Below are 3,028 nucleotides of genomic sequence, written 5' to 3' on the forward strand. Positions count from 1 at the left end.
GAAAATTTTAATGCAAAAGAAAATCGAATCACTAAAACCATTCGTAAAACTGGTCGTCAACATAGTTTTAAGATAGGGCAACAAGCTTTAGATATATTACAAAACTATAAATCAGAATTAACCAAGCCAACAGATTTTATTTTTCCAATCATCGAAGACCAAGAGTTATTTGAGATGAATAAAAATACTGAAGCACATATCATCAATGCCAAGAACATTTTATGCGGTCAAAAATTAAGAAGATTAGGTAAAACAATGGAACTTCCCTTCCCTTTATCCTTTCATTTAAGCCGTCATACATTCGCTACCAATGCGTTAAATAATGGAATGCGTATTGAATATGTTTCAAAATTAATGGATCACTCAGATATCGGTATTACGCAGATTTACGCCAAAGTAATTAGCGAGGAATTGGATAAAGCAGTTGAAAAATTCGTGTATTAATTGTTATGGATTCGTGGAATGATAATACATTTAAAAATCATACATTTAATCCTTAAAATAATATAAAAATATTTTTGATAAATTAGAATATGCTTCGAATCCTTGATGAGAAATTTTTATTTGAGAATACAAAAATAGGACAATCCTTTCGTCCTGAAAATTTTGCTTTTATATTGGTTTATGAAGGTTCGATTACTTTAGAAGTAAATGGTAATGGTCTTTGCTTTCAAAAAGGAAATGTGATTATTATTTCATCTAATAATCTATATAAGCTAATTGATACTTCTTTAGACCTTAAAATTTACTTATTATCTAGTAATAAAGAGACGATAAGAAAGTACACTAATATCAATATCAACAGATACGATGCATATAGAATAGCAAACGATGAAACCAATAAAAACAAGATATATCATAACAGTTTAGAATTACAGTATTTAATAAACCAATTTATACAACTTAAGTCCTATTACGATTCAGGAGTTGAATTCTCATTTAAAAATGAAATAATGTGGAATATTGTTTCAATAATAATATACAGTGTCTTTGGAAAACTTATTATGGGTTTTAATGATTCAAATGCTACCAGTTCTAGAAAAGAAGAAATTGCTCTTGACTTCATTAGATTAGTTTCCTTACACTTCAAGAATGAAAAAGAGTTAAAATTCTATGCTGATAAATTATATATTACAGTTAAGTATTTATCCAATACGGTTAGAGAAATAACAAAAGTACCGCCTACATATTTTATCACGGATTCTGTTATCAACGAAGCTAAAATTAACCTATTAGATAATAACACTTCTATAAAAGAGATAGCCAATCAATTAGGCTTTGCAGACCAATATACTTTCGGGAAATTCTTTAAAAAACACACAGGTCTAAGTCCTAAACATTATCGATTGGAAAACACTTTAATTCAATCTTTTTAAACAACCTACCATTTGGACTTCTTTTGAAGTTCTACAGACCTTTTCTCAATCAACTGATTGATTGACCTTTGTATCATAAAATTTAAAGTATAAAAATGATACATAGTAAGTTAAAAAAAATGGTCTTTGCTTTAGGGATTTTAATATCACCTATTTACTTACAAGCTCAAGAAAATAGTGCATTGAAACTTTCTGTTTCTGAGCTTTTTGACCTAGTGAAAAAAAATCATCCAACATTAAAAGTTTCGGAAGCTGATGTTCAAATTGCAGAGCAAAATATAAATGTTGCAAAAAATCAATTTTTACCAGAGATTTCTACCGGATTACAAGGATATTATTTAGGTGATGCACATATCATTGATAAAGACTTTTCTAATTCCTCACGTGTAGATATGCCAAACTTTGGTAACAAATTTTCCGTTGAAGCACGTCAACTCATTTGGAAAGGTGGCGTAGTGAAAAATGCTGTCGAAATTCAAAATCTTAAAAAAGATCTTTCACAATTGAATTATGAGTCTAATGAACTTAATATAAAACTCCTAAGCGCAGGGTACTATTTAGATCTTTTTAAACTTTACAATCAAGAAAAAGTTTATCATAAGAATATTGAGTTAGCTCAAGAAAGATTAGATAACATCAACAAGTTTTATAAACAAGGAATGGTTACTCGTAATGATGTTATTCGAGGAGAACTGCAACTGTCTAATCTGAAATTGGCATTACAGGTTGTTCAAAATAACCAAAGTATTCTGAATAAGCAACTAACGGTAGCATTAGGCTTGGATGAGGGTGTAAAAATTATACCAGATGAAAGTATTGTAATTGAAAGTTTAGAAATACTTCCTCTAGCTAGTTACTATGGCGATTTAGTGAATCATCCAACGATTAAGCAAACAGAAAAGGCGGTAGATATCTATGCTGTTTCAGAGAAAATTTCGAGATCTGATATGATGCCCTCGCTGTCAGCTTTCGCAGGTAATACTTTACAAAGACCTATTACGACTTCAAATCCTGCAATGGATATGTATACCAATGGATGGAGTGCTGGGTTATCTTTAAATTTTAATATTGATGCATTATTTAAAGCACCTAAGAAAATTCAATTAAATCGTCTAGAAAAGGAAAAAGCTATACGTCAATCTAATGAAGTTTCAGAAATGATGAAAGTAGCTGTTAATGCTGCATACATTAAATACAATGAAGCATTAACGCAAAATAATACATTGAAAGTTAATAAAGATTTAACAGCGGAAAACTACCGTATTATGGAAAGTAAGTACAACAATCAATTAGCCATATTATTAGATTTAATTGATGCGAGTAACGCTAAACTAGATGCTGAACTTCAATTCGCGAATTCAGAAATCAATATTGTATTTGCTTACTATAAATTATTAAAAGAAGCAGGTACGCTTTAGTTAAAATTATAAAATAAAGTATTAATAAAATAAACTCAATATAGAAATGTCACAAAACGCAGAAAATACAGAAAATAATAAAACAGTACAGTCAAATAATAAAACTGTTGCTAAAAACGAACAAAAAAAGAAAAAATCAAATATTGCAAAATTGATCAATCTTGTAGTATTAGTAATGGTACTAGGAGGATTATTTTGGGTTGTAAAATCGTACTTCAATTTTGGTAATGATAA

Annotated in this window: 3 protein-coding genes and 1 pseudogene; all 4 read left to right on the forward strand. The window is 29.2% G+C overall.

The genetic code is table 11. From position 1 onward, the window contains the following. A partial coding sequence (locus B4I81_RS03790) for a tyrosine-type recombinase/integrase (protein ID WP_291107784.1) occupies positions 1-444 on the forward strand: 444 nt, incomplete at its 5' end. Between the two features lie 89 nt (positions 445-533). Continuing rightward, on the forward strand, positions 534-1,376 hold the full coding sequence (locus B4I81_RS03795; protein ID WP_291107788.1) for a helix-turn-helix domain-containing protein: 843 nt from the start codon (positions 534-536) through the stop codon (positions 1,374-1,376). A 95-nt stretch (positions 1,377-1,471) separates the two neighbouring features. Continuing rightward, positions 1,472-2,794, forward strand: coding sequence for a TolC family protein (locus B4I81_RS03800; protein ID WP_291107791.1), 1,323 nt, complete (start codon positions 1,472-1,474; stop codon positions 2,792-2,794). 46 nt (positions 2,795-2,840) lie between these two features. Then, positions 2,841-3,028: pseudogene (locus tag B4I81_RS03805) on the forward strand (HlyD family secretion protein); the annotation flags it as partial.

This window comes from Flavobacterium sp. UBA6195, assembly GCF_002422095.1.
In the GTDB taxonomy this organism is placed as follows: Bacteria; Bacteroidota; Bacteroidia; order Flavobacteriales; family Flavobacteriaceae; genus Flavobacterium.